This is a genomic window from Treponema sp. OMZ 840, assembly GCF_050937815.1.
Classification (GTDB): Bacteria; Spirochaetota; Spirochaetia; order Treponematales; family Treponemataceae; genus Treponema_C.
On the sequence record NZ_JACDIJ010000001.1, the window covers coordinates 145118 to 170186 of the forward strand.

The 25069-nt window shown below is 40.6% G+C and carries 24 protein-coding genes and 1 pseudogene; 14 read left to right on the forward strand and 11 right to left on the reverse strand.

The features are described 5' to 3' along the window. Positions 1–352: 352 nt before the first annotated feature. The 11 genes and pseudogenes from H0R92_RS00735 to H0R92_RS00785 all read right to left on the reverse strand — a co-directional run bounded on the left by H0R92_RS00735 (position 353) and on the right by H0R92_RS00785 (position 10108). Entirely contained in the window at positions 353–796 is a 444-nt protein-coding gene (locus tag H0R92_RS00735; RefSeq protein WP_432960159.1) for a hypothetical protein, read from the reverse strand. A 10-nt stretch (positions 797–806) separates the two neighbouring features. After that, on the reverse strand, positions 807–1850 hold the full coding sequence (locus H0R92_RS00740) for a pesticin C-terminus-like muramidase (RefSeq protein WP_432960161.1): 1044 nt from the start codon (positions 1848–1850) through the stop codon (positions 807–809). Positions 1851–2379: 529 nt separating this feature from the next. After that, complete coding sequence (locus H0R92_RS00745) at positions 2380–2814, reverse strand: hypothetical protein (RefSeq protein WP_432960162.1); 435 nt, start codon at positions 2812–2814, stop codon at positions 2380–2382. Then, the gene (locus H0R92_RS00750; RefSeq protein ID WP_432960164.1) at positions 2804–3262 is read right to left on the reverse strand and encodes a hypothetical protein; all 459 of its coding nucleotides are present in this window, start codon (positions 3260–3262) and stop codon (positions 2804–2806) included. Before H0R92_RS00750 ends, H0R92_RS00745 begins: the two co-directional genes overlap by 11 nt. 216 nt (positions 3263–3478) lie before the next feature. Further along, positions 3479–3706 (reverse strand): annotated as a pseudogene (locus H0R92_RS00755) (RHS repeat domain-containing protein); the annotation flags it as partial. Beyond that, complete coding sequence (locus tag H0R92_RS00760; RefSeq protein WP_428768160.1) at positions 3628–4200, reverse strand: hypothetical protein; 573 nt, start codon at positions 4198–4200, stop codon at positions 3628–3630. The pseudogene H0R92_RS00755 and the gene H0R92_RS00760, both read right to left, overlap by 79 nt. A gap of 4 nt (positions 4201–4204) precedes the next feature. Further along, the gene (locus H0R92_RS00765) at positions 4205–4561 is read right to left on the reverse strand and encodes a hypothetical protein (RefSeq protein ID WP_428768159.1); all 357 of its coding nucleotides are present in this window, start codon (positions 4559–4561) and stop codon (positions 4205–4207) included. Between the two features lie 70 nt (positions 4562–4631). Next, a complete protein-coding gene (locus H0R92_RS00770; RefSeq protein ID WP_432960166.1) occupies positions 4632–6881 on the reverse strand; it encodes a TIGR03545 family protein in 2250 nt (749 codons plus the stop codon). Further along, positions 6878–7396: a TIGR03546 family protein gene (locus H0R92_RS00775; protein WP_432960168.1), complete on the reverse strand. Its 519-nt coding sequence runs from the start codon at positions 7394–7396 to the stop codon at positions 6878–6880. The genes H0R92_RS00770 and H0R92_RS00775 overlap by 4 nt, the downstream gene beginning before the upstream one ends. A gap of 12 nt (positions 7397–7408) precedes the next feature. Beyond that, positions 7409–8875: a glycogen synthase GlgA gene (gene glgA / locus H0R92_RS00780; RefSeq protein ID WP_432960170.1), complete on the reverse strand. Its 1467-nt coding sequence runs from the start codon at positions 8873–8875 to the stop codon at positions 7409–7411. Between the two features lie 12 nt (positions 8876–8887). Continuing rightward, entirely contained in the window at positions 8888–10108 is a 1221-nt protein-coding gene (locus H0R92_RS00785) for a pyridoxal phosphate-dependent aminotransferase (RefSeq protein WP_432960172.1), read from the reverse strand. A gap of 294 nt (positions 10109–10402) precedes the next feature. Between H0R92_RS00785 and H0R92_RS00790 the strand changes: the two genes are divergently transcribed. The 14 genes from H0R92_RS00790 (at position 10403) to H0R92_RS00855 (ending at position 25067) form a co-directional block, all read left to right on the forward strand. Next, complete coding sequence (locus tag H0R92_RS00790) at positions 10403–10972, forward strand: winged helix-turn-helix transcriptional regulator (protein WP_432960174.1); 570 nt, start codon at positions 10403–10405, stop codon at positions 10970–10972. A gap of 68 nt (positions 10973–11040) precedes the next feature. Further along, a complete protein-coding gene (locus H0R92_RS00795; protein ID WP_432960176.1) occupies positions 11041–11763 on the forward strand; it encodes a DUF6675 family protein in 723 nt (240 codons plus the stop codon). Then, positions 11763–13016 (forward strand): sugar phosphate nucleotidyltransferase, encoded by a 1254-nt coding sequence (locus H0R92_RS00800; RefSeq protein ID WP_432960178.1) that lies wholly within the window; start codon positions 11763–11765, stop codon positions 13014–13016. The genes H0R92_RS00795 and H0R92_RS00800 overlap by 1 nt, the downstream gene beginning before the upstream one ends. A 16-nt stretch (positions 13017–13032) precedes the next feature. Beyond that, the gene (locus tag H0R92_RS00805; RefSeq protein WP_432960180.1) at positions 13033–14874 is read left to right on the forward strand and encodes an aminotransferase class I/II-fold pyridoxal phosphate-dependent enzyme; all 1842 of its coding nucleotides are present in this window, start codon (positions 13033–13035) and stop codon (positions 14872–14874) included. A 152-nt stretch (positions 14875–15026) separates the two neighbouring features. After that, the gene (locus H0R92_RS00810) at positions 15027–16244 is read left to right on the forward strand and encodes an ATP-binding protein (protein ID WP_432960182.1); all 1218 of its coding nucleotides are present in this window, start codon (positions 15027–15029) and stop codon (positions 16242–16244) included. A 12-nt stretch (positions 16245–16256) separates the two neighbouring features. Next, complete coding sequence (locus H0R92_RS00815; RefSeq protein WP_432960184.1) at positions 16257–16574, forward strand: nucleotidyltransferase domain-containing protein; 318 nt, start codon at positions 16257–16259, stop codon at positions 16572–16574. After that, entirely contained in the window at positions 16553–17032 is a 480-nt protein-coding gene (locus H0R92_RS00820) for a hypothetical protein (RefSeq protein WP_432960186.1), read from the forward strand. The genes H0R92_RS00815 and H0R92_RS00820 overlap by 22 nt, the downstream gene beginning before the upstream one ends. 16 nt (positions 17033–17048) lie before the next feature. Next, positions 17049–17909, forward strand: a complete 861-nt coding sequence (locus H0R92_RS00825; RefSeq protein ID WP_432960187.1) for an ABC transporter permease — start codon at positions 17049–17051, stop codon at positions 17907–17909. Then, positions 17909–20809 carry a bifunctional fucokinase/fucose-1-phosphate guanylyltransferase gene (locus H0R92_RS00830; protein ID WP_432960189.1) on the forward strand — a complete coding sequence of 967 codons (2901 nt, stop codon included), beginning with the start codon at positions 17909–17911 and terminating at the stop codon, positions 20807–20809. Before H0R92_RS00825 ends, H0R92_RS00830 begins: the two co-directional genes overlap by 1 nt. A gap of 19 nt (positions 20810–20828) precedes the next feature. Continuing rightward, a complete protein-coding gene (locus H0R92_RS00835) occupies positions 20829–21122 on the forward strand; it encodes a hypothetical protein (protein ID WP_432960191.1) in 294 nt (97 codons plus the stop codon). Further along, positions 21107–21775, forward strand: a complete 669-nt coding sequence (locus H0R92_RS00840) for a nucleotidyl transferase AbiEii/AbiGii toxin family protein (protein ID WP_432960192.1) — start codon at positions 21107–21109, stop codon at positions 21773–21775. Before H0R92_RS00835 ends, H0R92_RS00840 begins: the two co-directional genes overlap by 16 nt. Then, entirely contained in the window at positions 21772–23037 is a 1266-nt protein-coding gene (locus tag H0R92_RS00845; RefSeq protein ID WP_432960194.1) for an ABC transporter ATP-binding protein, read from the forward strand. The genes H0R92_RS00840 and H0R92_RS00845 overlap by 4 nt, the downstream gene beginning before the upstream one ends. Next, entirely contained in the window at positions 23030–23917 is an 888-nt protein-coding gene (locus H0R92_RS00850) for an N-acetylneuraminate synthase family protein (RefSeq protein ID WP_432960196.1), read from the forward strand. The genes H0R92_RS00845 and H0R92_RS00850 overlap by 8 nt, the downstream gene beginning before the upstream one ends. Then, positions 23910–25067, forward strand: coding sequence for a cytidylyltransferase domain-containing protein (locus H0R92_RS00855; protein WP_432960198.1), 1158 nt, complete (start codon positions 23910–23912; stop codon positions 25065–25067). Before H0R92_RS00850 ends, H0R92_RS00855 begins: the two co-directional genes overlap by 8 nt. Positions 25068–25069 lie beyond the last annotated feature (2 nt).

Here is a 25069-nt window from a genome sequence, read left to right on the forward strand (position 1 = left end):
TACGTGAGCCGTGCTTACCGAGTTTTTTACAGCCGCTCGGACTGCCTTTTTTTGCGTCTGAAAAAACTCGCGTACCTTCTGCCACTTCCTATACCTTCTTTCAACTATTGTATGATACAAAAATCCTGTTGTCTACAGGCTGTTGCGGTAATTCTATTTTTTTATTTAACGAGTTAGCAAAAGTCGCTGCCGCAGGCTTGCAAAATATTTTTAGAACAACTGAACGCACACAGGTGTTCCGTTTAAGCATTTTAAACGGACGTAAAATGCCGTGCCTATACGCCATACCGAAGAAAAAACACGCTTTTTGTTGTGTGAATCTGCGGGAGCAACTCCTGAGTTTTAGAGGAAATCATTCAGTTGATAAAGAATTAAAAATATCTGGATCAATAAGATTTTTAGCTCTTATTAGCAAGTACGTATCTCCATAAAGACGAGCTAAATCCTTACCCTCATCTGAAAATTCTTTACAATCAATAAAAAACTCAATCAAATCTGATGATAAAAACTGCATATATCCAAAAACCTTATTCTCAAAACCATCAATAAAATTAAACTCATATTTATCATGTTTTTTGTAAGCCGTAACTGTTTTTCCTACAATATGAGATAGAGGAAATAATGTTTTCTGAATATTAATTTCCACACTATCATCAATTTTAGAATTCATAGAAACTTGAACAAAATCAATAAACTTATAATTATTAGGCTGTGCAATATAATTTATAGAAACATAATGCTCTTTTGCATAAGCAATTGAAAAATACATTAAAAAACATAGCATAAGTTTTCTCATGAGAATCTCCTTAATTGGCAGTACTTGTGTTTTGATTTGGGAGTTGTCTTAATAAACCTGCTTCTGCATTTCGTCGATTTGCATATCCATGGTCTTTTCCATATTGTGTTAGGATATCTGCAGCACCCGAATAATCTCCCGAAACTAATTTATCAACCAAATCTTGAGGGATTGCGCCAGAACCATTCTGATATGCAAACGAAAATAAAGCAGTCTGTGCATTATCTGGCAAATTGTCAAAATTTACATCTTTATTTTTACTTGCACCATTGAACGCATCTTTTATAGATTTTAATTTTTGCGAAAAAACAGCAGCATCTGTTCTGTTAGCTTGTTCTTGGGTTACTGAAAGTGGTATTTCTGCCAATTTATCAATGGCATCTTGTTTTCGTTTGTCCAAATACGGAGTGTATAATTCTTTTAAATCTTTGTTTGTATCACTCCTCCCAAAAATACGATTTAAATCATAAGAGTTATGCTGTCCAATATCAAAACCTGTCGCAATTGTTACTCCACTTCGACCGATTGCACTGCCATCCTTGTTCGTAGGTACATAACCATTCAGCTGTTGTTTACCTTCATGTTTTGCAATAAATTTATAATCAACTTCTCTTCCATCAGGATCTAGGTATTTAATTGGATTGTTATTTGCATAATGATACAAATTGAAATTAATAGAATTATATATTCCACCGCTTGTAGAATTAGATTCTTTTGCATTAACATAATCGGATAACGCCGGGTCTGTTGTCAGCCACCTGCTTGTTTTAGCGTCTAGGTAACGTGCTCCGTAATAATACAGTCCGGTTTCCTCGTCGCGCTCTTTTCCCGTAAACTTAAAGGGCAGGGTTCTGTTTTCGGAAGCGCGCTTTTCTATCCAGTATTCTCCGTAGGGCGTGTATTCTACTCTCTCGTATTCGTCCCCCTTATAGTCTGTTATGAGGTGTGCACTTCGTCGCACGGCTCTCTTGCGTGAGCCGTGCTTACCGAGTTTTTTACAGCCGCTCGGACTGTTCTGTGTTGCGTCTGAAAAAACTCGCCTACCTGCTTCCATATTCTTTATTATACGGGCGTTCCTTTAAATTCGTCAACCACAGAAAACATCTATTTTCGACGCTGTGTTTAAACGTTCCCCTTTAGCTGTAAGGTTTTATCGGCTGCGTGCCATGGATGGCACAATTACATTACTTATTGCGAGGTTCACCTATGTGAAACTCATGTTCAACACGGTACACGAAAGTACAGTGTTGAACCGCTTTTCGGGTTCCGCTTACGCTCGATAACATCTTTAAGTGTGAGCACATTTTCAAATGTGCGAACTTAAAGCAATGTAGCGCAAGCGGGCAGCGATATTTAAGATGCCCGCTTGCACACCGCTTCAATCCCTCACGCTTTTATCTAAACGTTTCTAAACTACCTTCAACTATTGTATGATACAAAAATCCTGTTGTCTAGCGTAAAAAAATAATTTTTGAACAATAAAAAGTATTCACTTTACTCGGGGCTACAAGCATTTTTCAAAATAGATTTCGTAAAATTACATAATTTTCTATCATATCAATAAATTCTAAATTTCCATCTTCTTATTTATATTTGCCATAGAAAAAGAATCTTTCCGAATTTTCTTCTTTGAACAAAAAATAAAAAAAACTATCGGAATCAATCAAAATATAATTATCTAAATCTTCAAAACAACCTATTTTCCGCAAACGTTTTCTCATTTGTTGAATATTAAAATCTCTTTTTTGCTGAGAATAGTCGCTTTTCTCAAATATGTTTTTTTCATCACTTATAAAAAAGTATCCCCAACTTTGATTCGTATCTAAATCATGACATTCATAAACATTATAGACCATTTCTTTTGTTTTATCATCGGATAATAGAAAAAAAGGAATCCAATCTTCTGACTGCCCACCATCTAGATTAGTTAAGTTATTGTATGTCTGCGTTTTATATTCTGAGCAAGAATTAAAAAAAATAATTATGATAGCAAGAAAAATGCAACATTTATTTTTCATAAACATCTCGCGTAAAATAGGATTTCAAAAATTCAGCTGCAGTTTTAGGAGTTGCCTTAGATGCTATTCCCTCTAAGTCTGCCCGTTGTCCACCTTGTCGAGTATCGAAAATCGCATTGTGTTCTTCGGGTTTCTCTCCAGGCTTTATCTCTCTACCATATCTATTCGCAATGTTATCTTCTCTAATATCCATATCTGTGTCACCTTTGCGAAGTACATCTGTCACTTCTCGCACGAAACTCAAAATTTGAGCAGTCATTTTTCCATATTTTCCACGCAATGTTGCTCTGCTATTTGCCATCGCATGATTATAATGATCATTTCCAATTACGTTTTCATCCTTCATTTTTTTATATTGAGAAATAAAATCGTAAATTGCACCTATAATTTGAGTTTCAGCTTTTCCAACTTCGATAATCAACCGAGTCATCGCTAATTCAGCAATCATTCTTCCATCCGGATCCGTATACTTCACCGGATTGTTCCCCGCATAGTGGTACAGGTGCATGTTTACCGTGTTATATATTCCCCCCATTCCGGGTAAGTTTTGATTATGCTTTTTTGCCTCATCATTCACTGGCGCAAGCGGTATGTAATCGGATAACGCCGGGTCGGCGGTCAGCCATCTACTCGTTTTAGCGTCCAGGTATCTGGCACCGTAGTAGTATAAGCCTGTTTCCTCGTCCCGTTCTTTGCCGGTAAATTTAAAGGGCAGGGTCTTATTTTCCGGTGCTCTTTTTTCTATCCAGTATTCTCCGTAGGGCGTGTATTCTACTCTCTCGTATTCGTCCCCCTTTATATGGTCATTTTTTTCTAACCTTTCGAACAGGTATTTACGCGGTTTGCCTTTGCTTTTTGTACTTTCAGTTTTATTATATATATAATATATAATAAAAAAGTCGTTACCGTAAAAATAGGTAAGCTTTTTTGCTTCGGATGTATTGCAGGATTGAAATAGAATTTATATAGTTTCATTATTATTGAACCTTGATATCCTTCCCTTATTAAAAGTAAAATAATTTGAATAACTGTCAACAATAAAAAAATCAAAAATATATTTCGTACTGAAGAACATGTTGTTTTCAACGATTGTTTATTTTTATTTGTTTTCTCACTTTGGGTATTCCATCGCAACTGAAGATAAGCAGGGTTCCTTATGTATATATCAATAAGTTCTTTGATATTCCTACTTTGCAATTCATTGCAATAATATATTTTTCCATCCTGAAACTTTGCAACCGAAACATATGTATTCTCTCTGAAAAATTGTATCCAATTTTTTTCATTATGTTTTATTTCAATATCAAAATCGTTTTCCGTATTTTCAATCACATCTATAAGTAGATTGACACTCCGTACCTCTTTTTCATTCAAAAACAGTTTCATAATTTTATGTTTCCATAAATATTCTATAATAGGATTCGATTTCTTTTATGATATTCAATGAATACATATCTTTTGCTAATTTTCTCTTCAAAACTTGAAGATTAGTTACAAAGCCTTTTGGGATTTCCGTGGTATCGCTTTTTCGTATAAGTAAATATAAAATATTAATAAGTTCAGTACATAAATAAATATTTATTTCAGACTGTATAAAAAATACAACCTCCATTATAGCATTAAAAGATTCTTCTGCCGTAAACGAATTATTTATTTTATCTCGTTCTTTTGCAAAAAACCATTCATCTTTTTGCAGTTCTTCTTGCCAATTTAGCTGTAAATTTTGAAGAAGTTCATTTATTTTCATGTTTATTTCTGCACAATAGCTGCTTTATCTTACTTGTCATGTTACCTTTTGCATTATCCGCCCCTATCGGCTATCGGCCGAATAAGCCCTTTAAAGCTTTGCCGGCGGCATCTCCGGCGGCTTCTTTTGCTTTTTCTGCGGCGGCATCGACTGCCTTATCTTTCGCTTTGTTAAGCGCTTCTTTTCCCGCATTTTCGGCACGCTGTGTCAATTCTTTTTTGCGGTTTTCAAGCTCTTTTTGAATTAAATCGACCGCTTCTTTTTGACTTATAATACCTTTTTCTATGCCGCCGAAGACTGCAAGTTTGTCGTTTAAAGGCCCCGTATATTTTTCCAATTCGGCTTGAGCTTGCTGCACCGCCTGTTTTTTTACCGTTTCAAGTTCTTTGTTTATGCCTTTTTGAAGGGCGGCGATAAACACCTTGTCGGCATCGGTTTGAATATCCATACGTGCGCCGGAAGACGAAAACTCGCTTTGTACACTGAACCGCAAATTCCGTACGGCCGCAAGTGATTCGTTATATATGCGCGAAATAAAGGCCGGCTCAAAATCTTGGGCGCTTAACAGTACCTTGTCGAAGTCGAAATCCGCCTCGATTCCAAAGCGTCCGTCTTTTTCGGCTTTTATACCCGCCCGTATTGCCGCTCTTCCTGCAAAAGAAGGAATGCCCGCCGTATCTACGGCGCCGCCTGCAGCTTCAGCCGCCTGTATTATGACGGATGCGGGATTAAACGAAACTTTATAGCCGCTTCCGGTATAAGAAGCTTTAAAAAGCGGGTCTTTTAATTTTTTTCCCGCATTGACGATTCCGTCCGCCTTATGCGTTCGTTCCGTTCCCAAACCGGCCGCCCCTTCATCTAAACTTCCTTCAAAGGAAACGGGCTTTCCCCACAAGTCCGGATCGCTTGAAATATCGCCGAGGAGGCTTTCAAAACCCGTGCCGCTTGCAAACATCCTTTGTATCAAAAAACGCGGATACACGTCGGCCTTATATTCGATTGTGCGGCCCCTCATGCGCCGCTGTCTTTGCTTTTTAACTTCTTTTTTAGTCTTTTTTTGTAAATCTTCGCGCGAAAGCAGCTCCATAGCCTTTTCGGCATAGGGATAGTATTTACCTAAGGCACCGTAAGCGGCGGCTTTCAGCGTTTGAGAAAATATGTTTTTGCCGTCGGCAACCGTAAAGGATTTGATTTTACCGATTTCTTTATTGATAAAGGCCGTATCCGATTTTACCGCATCCGATGCGCGCCGGGCGGCATCTTTTACCGCCTTGCTGTCGGTTTGCAATTCTTTGACGGTCGATTCGGTTAAGGCGGACAGTTTTTTCCCGTTTTGAATAGCCGTATTTAAGTCTTCTATAGCACTCTTGATTTCCGCAATGTCTTTTATCGTCTGATAATCGCGCGAAAGCACCTTTTCGGCACTTGAGCGGAAATCGTTTACGGAGCTTTCCAATTCGGCGGGGCGTTTTTCCCACACGGGAATCAGCCGTTCGGCCAGCTCTTGGGCCTTTTGCGCTTCTTCGGGCGTTTTTAACTGCTTAAGGGCATTGTCCAAAAAGGTTTGCGGATTTAAAGCGGCAAACATCGAGTCAAGAATTTGTTGTCCTTCGGCTAAAGCCGCTTGCTGCTGTGCCTGCATAAAGGCTGCGGTTTTACCCGGTTCGGCCTTATCCGTGTTTTTGTCTTTTTTTACCTTTTTTTCACGCTTTGCTAAAGCACCCGAGGTTTTGCGCTCGGTGCCGAAGGCCATACCCGATACTTCAAGATTTTCGCAGACAAAGCGCTTTTTTAAAAGCTGCACAAGGTTAAAGTCGGCTTCGAGCTTTTGGGCTTCGAACACGTTTTTCATCGGCGCATTTTTATCCGCCACCGCCAAGCCGTTTACGGTTAAAGCGGAATTGAAAATTCCCACATTGACCGATGCGATTTCCACCTTTGCTCCGGCGGCTTTTTGCAGTACGTTTATTAAAACACGCTTTGCAATCGGATTTTTAAAAAGTCCTGTAAGGATAATTACAGCACCGATAAAGCCTGCGGCAGCCGCTAAAGGAATAAGTTTTATGCGCCCTTTTTGACGCTTTATTTGCTTTGCAAGATTTTTTAAGCGTATAAAGTCGGCGTCCGGATACTCGGTTACGGCAATGCGCTTTTTAAGCGGATCTTTTTCGTCGGCCGTAAATTGGGCGGCTAAAAAATCGCGGTCGGTTTTTATGTACAGCTTTTTTAAAAGCTTTTTTTCAAGCGCTTTTTCCGTATAGGATTTTTTCAAAAGCGCAGGCAGTCTTTTTGCGGGAACTTTTTTTTGTTCTTTTTTCATAATTCCACCTCGGTAAAAAAGCCGGCTATTTTGGCAGCTAAGGGAGTTTTGTACAGGGCTTGAACGAATTTGTTTTGCGCAAGAGCCGGAGCGGCGAATTTTCGCCATCCGGATACAAGAAATCTTGTTAAGATGTATACGGGAATATACAGTATCAGGCTTGCAGTAAGGGAACCTGCAACAATCGTGTTGTTAAATTTCGTAAATGCGACAAAGGGAATCTCCAGTAAAGCCGCGTACGCAGGTTTTAAAGCTCCGATGTTTAACACCGCATACCCGAGCGCATCCAAAAGCGGATCAAAAAGAGGGGCTATAAGGGTTCCCAGTAAAATACTCAAAAACAGAGTGCCCTTATGGATACGGACAAACAGAAAAAAAACAAAGAGAATGTACCAAAGCGCATTATTTTTCGGTACAAACCCAAGCAAAATTCCTATGCTTGCCGCATGGGCTATTTCTCCCGGATGCGAGTTTGTGTTCAAGGCTTTGAACAATTTAACGACAGGTGCAATCATAATTTCTCCCGTTTACACTTTCAATAAAGCTTTTTTATACAGCTCTTCGTATTTTTGTGCGGATTCCGCCCAGCCGAAACGCTGTGCCATTGCCCGCTTTTTCATTTGTTCTATATGTTCTTTTTTGTTGTACCACGCATATACGGCCCAGCCGACCGTGTCGAAAATACTTTGCGGAGTCAACAAATCGAACATAAAGCCCGTTCCCTCGCCCGTTTTTTCGTTGTAGTTTTGAACCGTGTCGGCAAGGCCGCCCGTACGCCGGACAATCGGCAGGGTTCCGTATATAAGCGAATACATTTGATTTAAACCGCAGGGTTCGTAGCGGCTGGGCATAAGAAAAAAGTCGGCGCCCGCTTCCATCAAATGACTGAGGGCATCGTCGTATCCTATGCGGCAGCGCAAATTCGGCAGTTTTGATTGGAGTGCAAGCAATTCGTGTTCGCACCATTTTTCGCCCGAACCTAAAACGGCAAACTGTACATTCATCTTTGTGCACATATCGTAGGCACAGCCGTAAGACGGCCCGAACAGTTCCCCTATTCCCTTTTGGTGGGCAAGCCGCGTAACCATCGTAATGAGGGGAACGTCGGGATTGACTTCAAGCCCCATTGCCTTTTGAAGGGCTTCTTTATTTTGCTTTTTTTTCGCTAAGCTTTTAACCGAATATTGTACCGGAATTTTTTTGTCCGAAGACGGATTCCACACATCGGTGTCTACGCCGTTTAAAATGCCGACCAAATCGTCTTTACGGCTTCGTAAAAGTCCGTCCATACCGAAGCCTTGTTCGCTTCCCTGTATTTCGGAGGCGTAGGTCGGCGATACGGTAGTCAGCATATCGGCGCTTGTAAGGCCGGCTTTTAAAAAGTTGATTTTATCCCAGTCTTCAAAACCCGATGCGTAAAAGTGTTCCCATGCAAGGCCTAAAAAAGGATAGTTGTGTTTACCGTATACGCCCTGATAGCCGAGATTGTGAACGGTTAAAACGCTTGCCGTTTTTGCGAAAACACCCCGTCTTTCGTTAAAACGGAGCAATACCGGAACGAGGGCTGCCGACCAATCGTGTGCATGCATAATGTCGGGAAACCACGAAAGCTTTTTGCACAGCTGAAAGGCGGCTTGGCATAAAATGGAAAAACGGTAGGGATTGTCGTGAAAATCGCTTTCGTCGGCAGTACCGTATACGCCGTCGCGGCCGAAAGCCTGCTCATGGTCGATAAAGTATACGCGAAGATTTTTTGTGCCGCTCATGACGGCCGTATAGACGGCCGTCCATTCTTCTTTATAACCGCCGGGAAGCCCCATCGGCCCTTCAAGCAGTGTCAGCTTTGATTTATCTATGCCGTAATAGCGCGGCATAAGGATACGCACATCATGCCCTTCGTTATGCAAAGCGATTGCCAAAGCCGAAACCGCATCGGCCAATCCGCCCGTTTTTGCAAAGGGTACCGCTTCTGCGCTTATCATTAGAATTTTCATAGACACCAGCCTTTACCATGCTTCGCAAGCTTCTTTGAGAGCCGCTTTGCAATGTATAATTGTTTTTTCGTCGGTGCAATAGGCTGCACGAATCCAGCCGGGACAGCCGAATACACTGCCCGGTACGCATAAAATACGATAACGCTGTAAATGCTCACAAAAAGCATAATCGTCCGCAGTTTTTAACCGGCGGGATTCGGGAACCTTGCAAAAAAGATAAAAAGCTCCCTCCGGCTTGATATACTGCAATCCGGCAGTGTCGGCGGCATCGATTATTAAAGCGCGTCTTTTTTTATAAGCCGAATAATCGACGGGAACATCCCATGTTTTTTCGATAACCCGCTGAAAAAAAGCGGGAGCGTTTACAAAACCTAAAATGCGGTTTGTAAAGGAGCAAGCTTGAAATAATTCGTGAACATTTTCGGCAGACGGATTAAGGGCAAGATAACCGATACGTTCGCCGGGTAAACTCAGATTTTTTGCAAAGGAGCTTACGATAACCGTTTCCGTATACAGAGGAAAAACCGCCGGAACGGCTGCGGTATCGTATACAATATCGCGGTACGGCTCATCGCAAATCAAATAGGGTTTTTTTCCCGTTTTTTCGGCATATGATTTTATAAGGGAAACAAGACCGGAAATGTTTTTTTCGGTATATATTTTACCGGACGGATTATTCGGAGAGTTCACTATAACTGCGGCAACATCCTTTTTTTCTTTAAGAGCTTGGGCAAACGCTTTTTCAAAGGCATCGGTGTCTAAAGACATATCGTCTTTGCAGGCAATCGGATGTAGCAGGCCTCCGTGGTTTGCGGCGTAATGCGCGTATTCGGGGAAAAACGGAACGGAAACAAAAACCGCATCTCCGGGATTTAAAACGGCTTTTAAAAACACATTTAAAGCGCCTGCAGCTCCGGAGGACATAACAATACGGTCGGCACAAACGCACGTTCCCTGTTCTTTCGATACTTTACGGGCAACGGCTTGTCTGCATTCCGGAAGTCCCGCATTCGGCATATATGAATGCAAACCGCAACTTGTATCGGCTGCAAGTTTTTGCATATGAATGCGGACTTGTTCGGGAGGTTCCAAAGAGGGATTTCCCAAACTGAAGTCGAATACGTTTTCGGCTCCGAATTGTTTTTTTAGCAACAAGCCCGTTTCAAACATACTGCGGATGCCGGCATTTTCCCGTCCGTTTATTTTTGATTTTACGGCTTCGGCAACGGCCATTTACATCTCCTCTTCCGGTCGGAAGTATAGCATAAAAATCGTATTAACGGAAGATGTATTATAAAAACATAAAAAAAAATCACCCGATGCTTGCCATTCACGCCGTAACATGCTATAGTGTTCACAGTTTGAACAATTGGTAAAATGTCCTTTAGCCTGTTTCGGCGGCAAAGATACTCATTTTATCATTCATTTTTTTCATTCGGCGCAGTTTTGCACCGTGCTATAGGGAAAAAAATATCCCGAGTCTTAAAACAGGCTCGGCGTTTACAACCTGCCTTTACGGCTCGAAATATGGAACAGGATTCCGAACTTCAACTTCTTTCAAACGTTCATCATGCTCTCAGATTAAACAGCGATGCAAGTCAACGCGATCTTGCCCAATACACGAATTTATCGCTGGGAATGACCAATGCCCTTTTGCGCCGCTTTGCGGATAAGGGGTGGCTGTATATGAAAAAAATCTCAAAGCGCAATATCCAATATATGCTGACCGCCCAGGGAATAAAAGAACTGAGCGCTCGGTCAAAACGTTATTTTAAAAATACGGCACGTCTTATGAACGAATATCAAAGCTGTATACGCCGCTTTGCACAAAAAGCCGCCGATTCAGGATGCACCGATTTGATTTTGGTCGGCGACAACGATTTGGAATTTTTATTCGATTATGCCTGCCATTTTTGTAAAATTTCATTTATAAAAATAGACTCTAACGATTTCGATATTCGGCAAAAATATGTAACTTCGCGTGCCTTTATTGTTTTTTCGGATGAAGTTCAGTATGAAGCTTCCGTAAATCTTGCACAAAGCGAGTATAAAGCGCGATGTACGAGTGTTATGCAAATTGTGGAAAATGCCGGTTAGCGGCGGCTGAAAACCGGGTTGACAGCCGAGCCGATAAGCGTTTTAAAATTGCAGTTTTAGGATTGTGTATGATAAAAAAACATATTTTTATTTTTTCGATATTTTTTTGTGCTTTTTCATTGTTTTCGCAATCCCTGTTCAACGACAATTTAACGGTTGAAGAAAGGCAAAAACTTGCGGACGGGCAAATTGTCATACGCAATATCGGAAAAGCGAAAAACATAAGTTTAAATCCGGTAACGCCGCAAGCCGGACGCTTGATTGAATCGGTTAAAAAATTAAAACCCGCATATTTGGCCGAGGTTATTCAAATACGTCCTGCAAGCGGCAACGAGGATTTGATTGAGCGGATAAAACCGCTTTTACTTGATATTGAAGCGTATGCAGGCATTCCCTATTGGTCGGAGCGGAATCAGCAGTTTTACGATTTATATTCGAGCGCTTCGATTGTAAAAAGCGATATAAAAGAAAACGGTGCCTTATTGAACGCAGACTTATACATGCTGCCCTTCGGAGATTTAAATGTTGATATAAAGCTTTCCGATATCGACGGTGAAGTTTTGTATTCGATGATAAATACGGGGAACGTAAAATACGATAATATAACGGTCGTCCGGCCGGAAAAAATGCAGTCGTTCGTTTATGCATTTAAATACAATGACTTTATCGTTTTATACGGTATAGGAGGCGTAAATGCGCCGAGCATATTTTTTTTGCGCGACCGTATAGAGCTTTCGTTTATAAACCGCATAAAAACTTTTTGCAAATATATTTTTGAAAAGCTTGAGTGATGAATATCGTCATATTGGCCGGCGGTTTTGGAGAGCGTTTGTGGCCGGCATCCGGTTCGAATTTCCCGAAGCAGTTTATGAGATTTTGCGGCGGATTGTCTTTTTTTCAACAAGCGCTGCGCCGCGCCGCTTTGCTTAACTGTCGGGATATAAAAAACTTTCAGAATGTAAAAAGCGCGGACAATGCCGATATACAAAATCGGAAAGAGGCGGAAACCGGAGATTCCTTAATAGCGGTTATTACACGTAAAGCGATTTTTCAGCAAACCGTGCGGCAATGCGCCGATTTTGCACAAACGTTAAGCGCCGATATGCGCCGCCGATTTTTAGATCAATTGACGGTGATTGCGGAACCCGCTTCTCGTCATACAACTGCCCCGCTTGCCCTTGCCTGCCGCTATATACAGGCATTGTACAAACAAAACGATATAAAAGAACGGGCGCTTTTATCGCTTACCGCCGATCATGTGATTGAGCCCTTTGAAGCGTTTGCCGCGGACGTACAGACTGCCGAAAAACAAGCGCAGAGCGGCCGCTTTGTATGCTTTGCAATTTCCCCTACGGAAGCTTCAACCGGTTTCGGTTATATAAAAACGGGCGAATGCATCGAAACGGGTGTACATACAATCGATGCTTTTAAAGAAAAGCCCGATGCCCAAACGGCGCAGCGTTACATAAAAAGCGGCTTGTATTTTTGGAACAGCGGTATGTTTTGTTTTTTGCCGTCCGTTTTTATGAACGAATTAAACCTGCATGTGCCGGAAATTGCAAAGCATTTTCCCGAATGCGATTTTTTACAGCCGGATATTCGGGAAACAGACGGTATAAAAACCGTACAAAGCTGGCCGTATATGGAGGACGCATATAAAGACGTTCCCGCCATTGCCGCCGATATTGCAATTGCAGAACGGACGGATAAAGCATGTGCGGTAAACGCTTCGTTTGATTGGCGCGATATAGGAACATGGGAAAGCTTTGCCGAACTGTTCGATGAACTTAAGTACAGCGCTTCGGTTACGGACGGTTCGACGAAAACGGCTCATTCGGCAGACGATACAAAAAAGGCGAATTTTATAGAAGCGGACAGTTCGGGCTGCTTTGTATATTCGGATATTCCCGCAGTTTTATGCGGGGTAAAAGACATTATTGCGGTTGTAAAAAACGGTAAACTGTTTATTGCAAAAAAGGGCTCGAGTTCCCTTTTAAAAGATAAAACCGTGCGCGGTTTTATAGAAGGTTTGGATTTGGAATAGTTTTTTAGGAGAAAAAATGCAGGCTCTTATGTTGGCTGCGGGCATGGGTAAAAGGCTCGGTCCTTATACGCAAAATGCAACCAAGTGTATGGTTCCGGTAAACGGAAAAACCCTTATTGAATATTGTATTGAAGCTCTATTAAAAGCGGGAATTCATAAACTGGTTATGGTAATCGGTTATAAGGGCGAAGTACTGCAAAAATTCCTCGATAATAAATATTCCGAATTGGAACTGGTGTGGATAGAAAATCCGGTATACGATAAAACAAACAATATATATTCACTTTTTTTAGCTTCCGAAGAACTTAAAAAAGACGATACAATCCTGCTTGAAAGCGATTTAATATTCGACCCTGCAATTATTGGCGAATTGGTAAATTCAAGCGAGCCTAATTTAGCTGTAGTTTCACATTTTGAACCGTGGATGGACGGTACCGTTACCTTGTTGGACAAAGAACACAATATAACCGGTATGCTCAATAAAAAGCAGTTTGTATGGAAAAACATAAAAGACTATTATAAAACCGTTAATATTTATAAATTATCAAAAGAATTTTCTGCCCAATACTATATTCCTTTTTTAACGGCATATCAAAAAGCATACGGTCAAAACGAATACTATGAACAGGTTTTAAAAGTTATTTCGTTTTTGGATTCCACAAAGCTGCGCGGTCATCCTGTAAGCGGAGAGCGCTGGTATGAAATAGACGATATGCAGGACTTGGCAATCGCATCGAACCGTTTTGCCGAAAAAGAAAAAAAACTGGAGTTAATGCAAAAACGTTACGGCGGTTATTGGCGGTTTCCGGCACTGCTCGATTACTGTTACTTGGTAAATCCGTATTTTCCGCCGAAAAAATTGGTAAAAGAATTAAAGGCTAATTTTAAAACACTGCTTACCCAATATCCGAGCGGCGGCAGTGAACAAAGTTTACTTGCAGGTAAAATATTCGGTATAAGCCCCGAAAAAACGGTTGTCGGTAACGGAGCGGCTGAACTTATTTCGGCTCTGTGTCCGTATGTTAAGCCTCCCTTTTTAACCGTACATCCGACTTTTAACGAGTATCCGGAGCGCTTTAAAAAACAATTCGGAGAAGCGGCCCTTATTCCGCTTCATGCGGATTCAAAAACCATTGCCTACGATGCAGCCGATATTATCAATGCTCTTGATGAAGCGGAAAAAAGCGGAAGCAAAATACAAACCCTGCTGTTAATCAATCCCGATAATCCCAGCGGTAATTTTATTGCCAAAGACAAAGTATTGACGCTTTTGGATTATTGTGCCCAAAAAGGTATTGTTACCGTATTCGACGAGTCGTTTATAGATTTTGCGGAATCTGCGATTCGTTATACCTTTTTCGACAATACCGTATTGGAAAAATATCCCGATCTCATCGTTATAAAGAGTATCAGTAAAAGCTACGGTGTGCCCGGTTTAAGGCTCGGCGTTTTAGCGTGTTCGCAAGCGGAACTTATACAAAAATTGCATAAAGAAGTTTCGATTTGGAATATCAATTCGTTTGCCGAATATTTTTTGCAGATTATCGATAAATATAAAAACGATTATAAAATCGGCTGTGATAAAATTGCCGAAGAACGGAATCGATTTAAAGCCTGTTTGGAGAGTATTGACGGTATTGTTCCCTATCAAAGTCAGGCAAACTATATTTTATGTAAATTGACCGGAAAGATGACTTCCGCCGAACTTAGCGTACAGCTTCTTGAAAAATACAATATCTTTATTAAGGATTTGTCGTCTAAAACAGGTTTTGAAAACGGTCAGTTTATACGCCTTGCAGTCCGTTCGACAAAAGATAACGACAAACTGACATCGGCACTTAAGGAAATTCCGTTATAAAGCAGCGTATACTTTTTTAATATCATCGGCATACATCATGCATATGCCGTTTTGAATGATATATGATGATATAAATGACATATATATGCCAATTATGGCATATATATGTCATTACCGTTGACATATATTAATTTCAGTCTTACACTGTACGTATGCTGAAAACAAAATTACAGGAAATATGTGTAACGCAGACGGAATATCTTAAAAAAGCCGATAACGGAGTGTTACGTACGGCTCTTGAATCGGTGCCGAAACTGAAAAACCATGCCTTTGTTATAAGCGGGGTAAGAAGATGCGGAAAAAGTACCTTGCTTCGGCAGGTTATAAAAAAACTCAATGTTCCGTTTTTTTATCTGAACTTCGACGATTTGCGGCTTTTAGAATTCTCCGTTTCGGATTATGCCGTTTTGGATGAAATAATAAAAGAGAGCAAAACAAAACTCCTTTTTTTTGATGAAATACAAACGGCGGCAAACTGGGAACTTTACATTCGTCAAAAACTCGACCAGAATTTTCGGGTTGTGTTAACCGGTTCAAATGCGTCCCTGTTAAGCCGGGAATTGGGAACAAAGTTAACGGGCAGGCATATCGTTAAAGAGCTTTTTCCGTTTTCATACGCCGAATACCTGCGGTTTGCAAAACGAAAAAAAGGATATAAGTCATTTGAAAAATATGTTCAAACCGGAGGTTTCCCCGAGTACTTAAAATTAAAAAATTCGGAAGTGTTGACACAGCTTCAAAAGGATATTTTGTATAGGGATATAGCCGTGCGTTATAATGTGAGCGATGAGCGCTCCCTGCAAAATCTCTATGTGTTTCTTGCTTCCAATGCGGCATCCCTTATTTCGCCGAGTAAGCTAAAACATATAGCGGGCGTAAAATCCCATACGACAATACTTGAGTATTTTTCGTATTTTGAAAATTCCTATCTTTTAAGTTTGGTACCGAGATTTGCATGGTCGCAAAAAGCGCAAAGCCTTGCACCTAAAAAAGTGTATTTTACCGACATAGGATTTATACGGACAGCCGGATTTTCGTTCAGTACGAACAAGGGGCACATACTTGAAAATTTTGTATTTAACGAATTGCGCAGAATCTACGGCAGCTTTGACGATAAGCAAATCTATTATTACAGCGAAGAAACCTGCGAATGCGACTTTGTCGTCAATCCTCTTTTTGCTCCGAAATGCATCCAGGTATGCTGCGAATTAAATGCCGAAAATACCGACAGGGAATTAAAGGGTCTTTTATCGGCAATGGATTTTTTTCAAATAAACGAAGGAATTATCTTAACCGAAAATTCTTACGACCTTTTTGTGCAGGAAGACAAAAGAATAGAAATCATGCCCGCATGGGATTATTTCACTTAGGAACACTTACAAATGCGGTTAAACGAAAAAACAAAAAACGGTATTATAGAGTCGGTCCTTAAGCATTTTTCCCGGCCGGAAAAAATTATTTTATTCGGGTCGCGGATTGATGATTCCAAAAAAGGCGGCGATATAGACTTACTGGTGCAAACGCCTGTAACCGGGGCTGCTGCATTTGAAGAAAAATTAAAAGCCGTATCCGCAATGCAAATAATACTCGGCGAACAGCGTATAGATCTTATAACCAGTACCGGTACGAATGACGATCGTTTAATTGTGCGCAATGCTTACCGTGAAGGAATTCCCTTATGGACGAAACAACAAAGTTAAGGTGTATATCCGCAAAAGAAGAGTGTGAAAAGCACATTTTCCGTATTCAAACTGCTTTAAAACGGCTTAACAGCTTATTCCCTTTGACGGAAGAAAGTCTGAAAAATCTGTGCGATGAAGATATGGCGGTGTTGGATCAATTTTTGTACCGCTTTACAAAATTGCAGGATTGCCTCGGTTTGCGCTTAATTCCGACACTCTACCTTTTATTGGAACCTGAAACGATTGCACGTCCTTTTATAGATATCCTTAACCGCCTCGAAAAACTTAATGTTTTAACATCTGCCGAAGATTGGCAGTATTTTCGTTCATTGCGCAATAACTTGGCGCACGAATATCCTGAGCGAACCGCCGATATTATTTATGCGATTAATTCTTTGCATACATCTTGGAAGCGGTTTTCCAGATTATATAACCAGCTTATAGATACAGCCGAAAAAACAATTCAAAAATTATAAGGATTTTAAGAATACTATGCAAAACACAGCAATAAAAGACGAACATTGGGATATGATTCTTGAGCCGAAAAATCGGCTTTTGGATTTGAAAATCCGCGAATTGATACGTTACCGCGATCTTGTATTTATGTTTATTAAGCGGGATTTTGTTACCGCCTATAAGCAGACAATTTTGGGACCGATTTGGTACATCGTTCAGCCTTTGGTTACGACAATTATGTACACCTTTGTATTCGGTAACTTGGCAAAAATCGGTACGGACGGAATTCCCTACCTTTTGTTTTATTACGGTGGTACGATGTTTTGGACCTATTTTACCGCATGCTTAAACAGCGCAGCCGGATGTTTTTCATCGAATTCGGGGATATTCGGTAAAGTATATTTTCCGCGTCTTACCGTTCCCATTTCGACTACGGTCGGCCACATGATAAAGCTGGGCATTCAATTTGCAACCCTTATGATCTTTTATATTTACTATATTGTAATGAAAGCTCCCGTCTATCCTTCGTTTTGGGTACTTGCCCTGCCCCTCCTTGTTATTTGGGTGGGAGCCATGGGAACGGGCTTCGGTATGATTATATCGGCTTTAACGACAAAGTACCGCGATTTAAATCAGCTTTTGGGCTTCGGTCTTTCACTTGCAATGTATGCAACCCCGATTGTCTATCCTTTGTCCGAAGCGCCCGAAAAATTCCGCTGGGTGTTTTATGTAAATCCGATGAGCGCTCCGATTGAATTGTTCAGAATATGGTTTTACGGTGCGGGAAATGTTCCCCCTTCAATGATTTTAATAAGCCTTGCCGAAACGGCGCTGTTTATGTTTTTCGGCCTTGTTTTGTTTAACAGAAACGAACGCACTTTTGTAGACGTTATTTAATGCAGTATCTTTTATCCGTTCCCGAAAACTTTGCCTCATGCAGGGAAAAAATCCTTCCCGATACCCCGGAGCGCCGTTATATTGCGGCAGCCGACCCCAAGGACTCTAAAATCGGCTCGGGAGGAGCGACCGCCTGGCTTTTGCAAAAAGAGAGGGAAAACGTCAACAAAGCTGTCGATAGGCAAGCTGCCGGTAAGAGTACGGGTGCCGAATCCAAGCGCATTATCATCCATGCGGGCGGTCAAAGCAGAAGACTCCCCTCTTATGCGGTGTGGGGAAAGCTCCTTACTCCGATTCCCGTCTTCCGCTGGGCGATGGGGCAGCCGATTACGCAAACCCTTCTCGATGTGCAAAGCCGTTTGTATGAAAAGCTTATGGCTTTGACGGGGGAACATCAAAACACCTTGATTGCATCCGGCGATATTTTGGTGCGCACCGATGAACTGCCTGAAACCTTGCCCGATGCCGATGTCGTCTGTTTTGCAATGTGGACAACCCCGGAAAAAGCATCCCGACACGGTGTTTTTGTTGTCGAAAAAGAAAAGCCCGAAGTACTCGATTGTATGCTTCAAAAGCCTTCTCCTTCCGAGCTTGAAAAAATCGGGCAAAGCCGTTTTTTTATGATGGATATCGGAATCTGGATTTTAAGCGATAAGGCACTCGGCGTGCTTGAAAAAAAATGCAAACCGCTTTCAAAAACATCGGACGGTGTCCCGCGCTTTTACGATTTGTATTCGGACTTCGGCCCTGCAATGGGCGTTAATCCGGTTTTAAAAGATGCCGATATTGCGCGGCTTACAACGGCGGTTGTCCGCCTTGACAAGGGTGAGTTTTATCATTATGGAACGAGCGCCGAACTTATTTCGTCTACCGAAAAAATACAAAACCTTGTAACCGACCAGCGTGCCGTTTGGCAAAAAAAGGTAAAAACGCATCCGAGTATCTTTGTACAAAATGCGGATATCCATATTGAATGGAATTCTTCGCACCGCAATATTTGGATAGAAAACGCTTCGGTTCCTAAAAGCTGGACAATCCGCGAAAATACGATTATTACGGGCGCTCCTGAAAACAAGTGGACGGTTGATATTCCCTCTAATATCTGTGTCGATTTTGTGCCTATCCAAAATGAAGGAAGAATCGATTGGTGTCTTCGCCCCTACGGAATGAACGATGAGTTCCGCGGCCGCTGTGCCGACGAAAAAACAAAGTGGTGTTCGATTTCTTTGCAAACCTGGTTTAAAAGACGCGGCATTCAATTTGAAGATACGGGAATAGGCGGCAACACCGACATTCAGTCCGCTCCCCTTTTCCCTGTAGTGCAAAAAGAAGATATACCCTCGCTTTTAAATTGGATGATTGCCCTAAAGCCCGAAAAAACATCAGGCGGAGAAAGTGAGCGGGCTTTCGCTTTACAATGGCTTAATGTAAAACGCCTTTCCGCCGATGAAATAGCTTCACGTTGCGACATTCCCTATTTGTATAAACAGAGGCGCGATCTATGTCTTAAAAATCTTCCCGTATTGGCGCGGCACTACGAAAAAAGCGTTTTTTACCAAAGCGATTTAAGCGTTACCGCCCGGCTTTACGCGGAAAATGCAATCAAGCTGCCCTCGCCCCTTCCGCACAATGCCGACTACATAAGCCGCATGCGCGACTTTATGTTCAGGTCGCGCTTTGCCGAATTGACGGGAAAAGACGGGGCTAAAGAAAAGGATAAAGCCTTTGCGGTATTGCGCGAGCTTATTGTGCAGTCGGCAAAGCCGGTTATGCCGCGCTACGATTTATATTCGGACCAAATTGTGTGGGGAAGGAGCCCCCTGCGTATCGATATTGCGGGCGGCTGGAGCGACACCCCGCCTTTTTGCAATATAAACGGCGGCCGGGTTTTAAATGCGGCGGTCGATCTAAACGGACAGCAAAGCGTTCAGGTTTATGTGCGCTCGATTCCGGAAAAACTCATACGGCTTCGTTCAATAGACAACGGAAAAAGCGAAGATGTGCGCTCATATAAAAGTCTTGCCGCCTTTAATCAAGTAGGCTCGGTATTTTCGATTCCGAAAGCCGCCCTTTGTTTGTGCGGATTTCACCCGGACTTTTGTACGCAAAGTTTTACATCGCTTGAAGAACAGCTCGGTGCGATGGGAGGCGGTTTGGAAATAAGCCTTCTTGCCGCAATTCCGAAAGGTTCGGGCATGGGAACCAGCTCCGTTCTTTCGGCGGCTGTTTTGGGAACGCTTTCGAACGCCTGTTCTTTAAATTGGGATAAGAGTGAAACGGCAAACCGCGTGCTTGTATTGGAGCAGCTTTTAACGACAGGCGGCGGCTGGCAGGATCAATACGGGGCGGTGTTCGGCGGCTTAAAGCTTTTGGAAAGCGAGGGCGGAATGCAAAACGACATTTCCGTCGGCTGGCTGAACGAAAAGCTTTTTACCGAGTCCGATACGGCCGGTTGTTGGCTTTTGTATTACACGGGAATTACACGCACGGCAAAAAATATTTTAGCCGAAATAGTAAAGTCGATGTTTTTAAATGAGCAAAAGACGCTCGATATTTTACAGGACATAAAACACCACGCAAGTGAAAGCGCCCTCGCCTTTCAAAGCGGAAGCTACGAAAAAGCGGCCGCCGCGGTTTTACGCTCATGGCACTTAAATAAAAAGCTTGACAGCGGAACAAGCACCGCCGAAATCGAGCGCATTATATCGCTGATTAAAGATTATGCGGCGGGCTATAAACTTCCCGGAGCCGGCGGCGGAGGCTACATGCTTATATGTGCAAAAGATACGCCTGCCGCAGCAAGGATAGTCCGTACTTTGGAAGAACATCCCGTAAACAACCGTGCCCGCTTTGTTAAGTTGAGTTTGAACACAAAGGGCTTGGAAATCAGCAGGTCGTAAGGGGTAAAGGAAAAGGAACGTGAGCTTAAAAGATTGCTTTTGGGATTATAATATATCCGAAGATGAGTTAAAAAACATCGCTTGCGGAAGTGATATAAAAAAAAAGCAATGGCTTTTTAACCGTATAGTCTATAACTCGCCTGATAAAATACATGACTTATCGATTTTTAACAAAAAGGATTTACAGAACCTCTTTGATAATTTTAAACTTTCCGCCCGCTTAGGTCTAAGCTCTGATTCTTTTTCGGCATTGCGAAATACAATGCTGAATGAACGTCAGTATATAGAGAAGTTTCAATGGAAAAAGATATAATTCGGGATTATACCCAACTGTATGCCCTACAGGATAAAGTTCTGAAAATTATTTTTTCGGAAGCAACTTCTTTTTATTTAACCGGCGGAACGGCTTTGCACCGCTTTTATTGTGAAAGGCGTTACTCGGATGACCTTGACTTATTTATGCAGGGACAGCCGTATTTTTATGACGAAACAAAAGCGGCTATTTATAAACTGAAAGAAAAGTTTACCGTAGAGGCCATAGTAAATGCAAAGGATTTTTTGCGTGTACAAATAGAGAATTTAAAAATCGATTTTGTGAACGACCGTGTGTACCGGTATGGTATGTCAAATATAAAAGACGGAATAGCCGTTGATAACGTATACAATATACTTGCAAATAAGTTGACGGCTGTTCTCGGCCGTGATGAAGAAAAAGATGTTTTTGATATTGTTTCGATTTGTTTGATGTACGATTTTAATTGGGCGAATGTTTTGGAAGCGGCACATGAAAAAGAAGGCTTTGGCGATTACGTACTTATCGAACGCTTAAAAAGTTTTCCGCTCGAATGGCTTGAGAATCTAAAACTTATCAAAAAAACGGACATAACGGACAAAATGATTGATATAATGTGCAGTGATATAAAAGGAAAAAAGAGGAATTCATTAATTAGGGAAAATAAAATATGAGCGATATTGCAATAAAAGCTGAACAGCTTTCAAAATATTATAGACTCGGTGTTATAAATAACGGAACTCTCTTCCGCGACATTCAAACATGGATTGCCTTAAAGAGAGGTAAAACTGATCCGCATTCCAAAATCGGTGAAAACAAGTATGACGGAACCGCAGACGGTTTTTGGGCTCTTAAAGATTTGAACTTTGAAATAAAACAAGGCGACAGAGTCGGAATTATCGGAAAAAACGGTGCCGGAAAATCCACCCTGCTTAAAATATTGAGTAGAATAACCGCACCGACCGAAGGCAAAGTGAAAATAAAAGGCAGAGTTGCAAGTCTTTTGGAAGTGGGAACCGGCTTTCACGGAGAGTTGACAGGCCGCGAAAACATCTATCTTAACGGTGCCATCCTCGGTATGAAAAAAAAAGAAGTGGACCGGAAAATCGATGAAATTATAGACTTTTCGGGAATTGAAAAACACATAGATACCCCCGTAAAGCGTTATTCCAGCGGTATGTACGTCCGCCTTGCTTTTGCCGTTGCCGCTCACTTGGACTCGGAGATTTTAATTGCCGATGAAGTGTTGGCGGTCGGCGATGCGGAATTTCAAAAAAAAGCTATTGGAAAGATGAGTGAACTCAGTATGGGGGAAGGCAGAACCGTTTTATTTGTAAGCCATAATATGGCGGCGGTAAAATCTCTTTGTAATAAAGGAATATTATTAGAACAAGGAAAAATAAGATATCTTTCTGATATTGATAGTTCGATAGATGTGTATCTATATGGCTTAGAAAAAGCAAAAAATAATGTAGTTTATTTTAATACGGGGCGTAATAAAAAAATAGAAATATCACAAATACGGGTTTATTCAATGCAAAATTCGGTCAATTTAGATTTTGAAATTGGAACGGGAGTTTGTATAGATATTTATTATATTGTTCATGAGATTGTGAATAATACAAACTTTTCTCTTGTTCTATTTTCTGATGGTATAGAAGTTTTACACACATGGGATACTGACATAAATACACAGTTGATGATAAAAAAAACAGGTACATATATAACATCATTATTTCTTCCTCCAAATTTAAACATAGGAAAATATAGTATTTCAGTTAATTGTGGTCATCCCAATATAGGTGTAATTGATGCAAAAGAACATTGTATTTCATTTAATATTATTAATACAAATATAAATGATAGAAATAAATCTTTTTCTCGTGGAGGAATTCTTAAAGCCGATATAGAATGGAGGGTAAAAAAAATTGACTGAACCGATTGTCATTGCAGAAATAGGTTGTAATCATACGGGGAGCATGGAAATTGCTCATAAAATGATAAAACTTTTGGGTGTCTTTAAGTATTTAGATGACAAATCTCAGATTGATATTGTAAAATTTCAAAAGCGAACTAATAAGGAATTATTGTCGGAACAGGAATATAATGCTCCGCATCCGCATCCTGAAAACAGTTATGGAAAAACATACGGAGAACACAGAGAAGCTTTAGAATTTTCTATAGAACAGCATAAACAATTACAAATTTGGTGCAGAGAAGAGGGGTTAATATATTCAACTTCAGTATGGGATATGACTGCAGCAAAAGAAATCGTATCTATATCTCCTAAAGTTATAAAAATTCCTTCTGCGTGTAATTTGGATTTTGAAATGCTTTCATATTTATGTAGTGAATATAATGGAGAGATTCATCTTTCATTAGGTATGACAACACAAAAAGAAGAAGAAACAATATTAAAATTATTTAAGGATAAACATAGATTAAAAGATCTTGTCATTTATGCCTGTACTTCAGGATATCCGGTTCCATTTGAAGACATCGCATTGTATGAAATTACGCGTCTAAAGCAAAAGTATGAACACAAAGTGAAGGCCATAGGTTTTTCCGGTCATCACTTGGGGATTGCTGTGGATGTTGCAGCTCTTGCATTGGGTGCAACATATTTTGAACGTCATTTTACCCTTGACAGAACATGGAAGGGGACAGATCATGCTGCAAGTTTGGAGCCAACAGGATTACAAAAACTTGCTAGAAACTTGCGAAATGTCTCATTAGCATTATCATATAAACAAAAAGACATACTTGATATTGAGGATGTACAAAGAAAAAAACTAAAAAGGAAAGTTAATGGCTAATATCGCTTTTATTCCAGTAAGAGGCGGTTCAAAGTCCATACCGCTAAAAAATATAAAACCCTTATGTGAAAAACCGCTTGTTTATTGGACTATAGCAGCGTGCGAAACGGCGGCTTGTATAGATAAAATAATCATTGCGACTGACAGTCAGCTTATTACTGATACGGTGTTGGCGTTCAAATTCCAAAAAGTAGAAATATATCATCGTTCGCCTGAAAATGCACAGGATACTTCATCGACAGAAAGTGTTATGCTCGAATATATTTTGAGTACACATCTAGATCCGAATGATTATTTTTTTTTAATACAAGCAACTTCTCCTTTAACCCGTGCGTGTGATATAGATTCGGCATTTAAGTTTTTGTTAACGGAGGAAAAAGATTCTCTATTAAGCTGTGTTTTAACCAAACGTTTTTTTTGGACTAAATCAGGGGAATCCGTTAACTATGATTTTTATCATCGTCCTCGTCGTCAGGATTTTGACGGTTTTTTAATGGAAAACGGGGCTATATATATAAATAAAGTCGGGAATGTCTTAAAATTTAAAAATAGATTATCTGGTAATATTGCTGTATATGAAATGCCCGAATATACGGGAATTGAAATAGATGAACCTGATGATTGGATTATTCTGGAAGCATTAATGAAAAAGTATGTAATACAACCTCAGTGTCCGAATTTGAGTAAATTTAAAATCGTCCTTACGGATGTAGATGGAGTTTTAACCGATGGCGGTATGTATTATTCGGAATATGGTGATGAACTTAAAAAATTTAACACTCGAGACGGAATGGGGTTTGAATTATTAAGAAAACACGGTATTAAAACAGGTATAATTACTTCTGAAAATACGCAATTGGTAAAAAAACGCGGAGAAAAATTAAAAACAGATTATATAATTCAAAATAAAAAATATGGAAATAAATTGGATGCTGCGTTAGAAATATGTAAAAAAGAAGGTATAGATATATCCGAAACTGTATATATTGGAGATGATATAAATTGTTTTTCTTTATTAACAAAAGTCGGATTTGCTGCTTGTCCCTTGGATGCGGCAGCAGAAATTAAAAAGATTTCGGGTATAATGATTTTATCACATAAGGGCGGTGAAGGCGCTTTTCGTGAATTGGTCGATTTCCTCTTAAAATAATC

Excerpts from the sequence above, each read along its gene's own strand:
- H0R92_RS00735 (WP_432960159.1), bottom strand. The coding sequence starts at position 796 with ATGAGAAAACTTATGCTATGTTTTTTAATGTATTTTTCAATTGCTTAT.
- H0R92_RS00740 (WP_432960161.1), bottom strand. The coding sequence starts at position 1,850 with ATGGAAGCAGGTAGGCGAGTTTTTTCAGACGCAACACAGAACAGTCCG.
- H0R92_RS00745 (WP_432960162.1), bottom strand. The coding sequence starts at position 2,814 with ATGAAAAATAAATGTTGCATTTTTCTTGCTATCATAATTATTTTTTTT.
- H0R92_RS00750 (WP_432960164.1), bottom strand. The coding sequence starts at position 3,262 with ATGATTGCTGAATTAGCGATGACTCGGTTGATTATCGAAGTTGGAAAA.
- H0R92_RS00760 (WP_428768160.1), bottom strand. The coding sequence starts at position 4,200 with ATGAAACTGTTTTTGAATGAAAAAGAGGTACGGAGTGTCAATCTACTT.
- H0R92_RS00765 (WP_428768159.1), bottom strand. The coding sequence starts at position 4,561 with ATGAAAATAAATGAACTTCTTCAAAATTTACAGCTAAATTGGCAAGAA.
- H0R92_RS00770 (WP_432960166.1), bottom strand. The coding sequence starts at position 6,881 with ATGAAAAAAGAACAAAAAAAAGTTCCCGCAAAAAGACTGCCTGCGCTT.
- H0R92_RS00775 (WP_432960168.1), bottom strand. The coding sequence starts at position 7,396 with ATGATTGCACCTGTCGTTAAATTGTTCAAAGCCTTGAACACAAACTCG.
- glgA (WP_432960170.1), bottom strand. The coding sequence starts at position 8,875 with ATGAAAATTCTAATGATAAGCGCAGAAGCGGTACCCTTTGCAAAAACG.
- H0R92_RS00785 (WP_432960172.1), bottom strand. The coding sequence starts at position 10,108 with ATGGCCGTTGCCGAAGCCGTAAAATCAAAAATAAACGGACGGGAAAAT.
- H0R92_RS00790 (WP_432960174.1), top strand. The coding sequence starts at position 10,403 with ATGGAACAGGATTCCGAACTTCAACTTCTTTCAAACGTTCATCATGCT.
- H0R92_RS00795 (WP_432960176.1), top strand. The coding sequence starts at position 11,041 with ATGATAAAAAAACATATTTTTATTTTTTCGATATTTTTTTGTGCTTTT.
- H0R92_RS00800 (WP_432960178.1), top strand. The coding sequence starts at position 11,763 with ATGAATATCGTCATATTGGCCGGCGGTTTTGGAGAGCGTTTGTGGCCG.
- H0R92_RS00805 (WP_432960180.1), top strand. The coding sequence starts at position 13,033 with ATGCAGGCTCTTATGTTGGCTGCGGGCATGGGTAAAAGGCTCGGTCCT.
- H0R92_RS00810 (WP_432960182.1), top strand. The coding sequence starts at position 15,027 with ATGCTGAAAACAAAATTACAGGAAATATGTGTAACGCAGACGGAATAT.
- H0R92_RS00815 (WP_432960184.1), top strand. The coding sequence starts at position 16,257 with ATGCGGTTAAACGAAAAAACAAAAAACGGTATTATAGAGTCGGTCCTT.
- H0R92_RS00820 (WP_432960186.1), top strand. The coding sequence starts at position 16,553 with ATGGACGAAACAACAAAGTTAAGGTGTATATCCGCAAAAGAAGAGTGT.
- H0R92_RS00825 (WP_432960187.1), top strand. The coding sequence starts at position 17,049 with ATGCAAAACACAGCAATAAAAGACGAACATTGGGATATGATTCTTGAG.
- H0R92_RS00830 (WP_432960189.1), top strand. The coding sequence starts at position 17,909 with ATGCAGTATCTTTTATCCGTTCCCGAAAACTTTGCCTCATGCAGGGAA.
- H0R92_RS00840 (WP_432960192.1), top strand. The coding sequence starts at position 21,107 with ATGGAAAAAGATATAATTCGGGATTATACCCAACTGTATGCCCTACAG.
- H0R92_RS00845 (WP_432960194.1), top strand. The coding sequence starts at position 21,772 with ATGAGCGATATTGCAATAAAAGCTGAACAGCTTTCAAAATATTATAGA.
- H0R92_RS00855 (WP_432960198.1), top strand. The coding sequence starts at position 23,910 with ATGGCTAATATCGCTTTTATTCCAGTAAGAGGCGGTTCAAAGTCCATA.